The organism is Chamaesiphon sp. GL140_3_metabinner_50, assembly GCF_025361915.1.
GTDB lineage: Bacteria > Cyanobacteriota > Cyanobacteriia > Cyanobacteriales > Chamaesiphonaceae > Chamaesiphon.
The window spans coordinates 1-2,178 of sequence record NZ_JANYJC010000305.1 but is presented as its reverse complement, the minus strand read 5'-3'; the positions used below and the strand labels follow the sequence as shown (position 1 = coordinate 2,178).

The 2,178-nt window shown below is 44.8% G+C and carries 2 protein-coding genes and 1 pseudogene; all 3 read left to right on the top strand.

The features are described 5' to 3' along the window. Positions 1-700 (top strand): 15,16-dihydrobiliverdin:ferredoxin oxidoreductase (locus Q0R35_RS14950; protein WP_366944900.1); only part of this gene is annotated, 700 nt, incomplete at its 5' end. A gap of 103 nt (positions 701-803) precedes the next feature. Further along, positions 804-1,565, top strand: coding sequence for a phycoerythrobilin:ferredoxin oxidoreductase (locus Q0R35_RS14945; RefSeq protein WP_295619934.1), 762 nt, complete (start codon positions 804-806; stop codon positions 1,563-1,565). Positions 1,566-1,956: 391 nt separating this feature from the next. Continuing rightward, positions 1,957-2,178, top strand: a pseudogene (locus Q0R35_RS14940) (phycocyanin subunit beta); the annotation flags it as partial.

The following is a 2,178-nucleotide window of genomic DNA, read 5'->3' as shown; positions in this document are numbered from 1 at the left end:
CTTAGAAAGCGAACTGACCGCCAAGTTCGATCTCCAACAGCGACCAATTCCGGCTGGTTTGGAGTTGAATGTTAGCGATCGAGGTAAAAATCCGGCAACGATTCAAAGCTGGTCTTATGAATGCCCCCAGTTGCGAAAAATCCGGTATACATATATCGATGCTGGTGTGAGTTCGCAAATTTTTAATTGCGTAATTTATCCAAATCATCATTACGATTTACCGCTGTTAGGATTAGATTTTCTCTCGTTTGGCAAAGTTAAGAACTTAGTAGTGCTTGACTTTCAGCCGTTATTTCAAGATGAAGCTTATCAGAAAAAATACATCGAGCCGCTGAAGTTTCTGCACGATCGCTATCCAGATTTATCGCAAGATCTGGAGATGAAATTTTACGATTCCAATCAATATTTTTCCAAGTATTTACTATTTGCCAAAACAGATGTCGAAACGGTTTCGACGCGATTGCTGGCAGCATTTAAAGACTATCTAGATTTATACTGGCAAATGCTCGATCGCGCCGAACCACTTACAGACCCCTCAGACATTCAGCGCATCGTCAAAGCTCAACAAGACTACGATCGCTACAGTGCCGAACGCGACCCAGCTTCAGGACTATTTAGCAGCTACTTTGGGCACGAATGGTCGGAACGCTTCTTGCATGAATTTTTATTTGAAGACTCAGTACCATTGGCTGTTCGCTAGGGAATAGGGGATCGGGAAAATATTTGCAACCGTATAAAAAATCCTAAACTACCTCTAAATCCTCATCCCTATTCCCGATCCCCTATCCTCTATTCCCTAGAAAATGACACTCTACCAACCCTTCCTTGACTACGGTATCGATTATCTTAAATCGCGGCTAGATGTTAGCGATTATCCCATCCCAGCGGGATTCGATCGCAAAAATGCGATGACGGGTAAAGGTGATAAACAGGTAGAAGTGCTAACCACCAGTCATGGATTTCAATCGCCCAAACTGCGGCAAATTCGCGCCGCACACGTCCAAGGCGGCGGCTCCTTGCAAGTACTCAATTTTGTGATTTTCCCCCACTTAAACTACGATTTACCCTTCTTTGGGGCAGATTTAGTTACGCTACCAGGTGGACATCTGATTGCGATCGATATGCAGCCGTTATTTTCAGGCGAACCAGCATATCAGGAGCGTTACAGCACGCCAATTTTACCGATGTTTCACGAATATCAGGCTCATCTCCCGTGGGGTGGTGATTTTCCTGAAGAAGCACGCGCATTTTTCTCGCCAGCATTCCTGTGGACGCGTCCGCAAGAAACTGAAGCGGTAGAAACGCACGTATTTGGAGCCTTTAAGGATTATCTTAAAGCCTATCTAAATTTTGTCGATCGAGCCGAGCCAATTACCGACCCGCAACGGTTGGAAGAGATTAAACAGGCGCAACTACGCTATGTCCGGTATCGCTCGGAAAAAGACCCCGCGCGCGGAATGCTCAAGCGGTTTTACGGTGAAGAGTGGACGGAAGAGTACATCCACGGCTTTTTGTTCGATCTAGAGCGGAAATTACCAGCACCTGCACATTCTGAAGTTGTATAAAGCCAATCAATCGTTTATGAGAGCCAAGATTCAGAGTCAACAGCAATCTGCTCTAAATCTGGAGGCTCGATCTCGATCGATGACATGCTCTGGATTACCAGCTAAAAGTGGTATCACTATGGTGCCGAATGTCTGAGTTAGAAGCTTGACACAGAGAGATTATTAACGTTTGTGACAAAGATCGCAACAAACAAACAACGGCTCACATAACGTTGTATATATTTAAGTGAATGAGTAGTCTTGGTTACTAACAGCCAGCTCGACAGCAGCCAGTCAAAACTGGTTATAATATGAGAGTTTTCTCAAATTTGTTAAGCTATGTTGCGGGTTACTCCAAGCATGGCAGCTAAATTTGAAGCCATAACTATTAAACGCATACAGGATTAAATATATGTTAGACGGATTCTCCAAGGTTGTCGCCCAAGCAGATGCACAAGGTCAATACCTTAGCACTGGTCAATTAGACGCACTAGCGGCAATGGTAGCCGACGGCAACAAACGGATGGATACAGTCAACCGGATTACATCCAACTCTTCGACAATTGTTGCTAACGCAGCCAGAAGTCTATTTGCCGACCAACCCAACCTGATTGCTCCTGGTGGAAATGCTTAC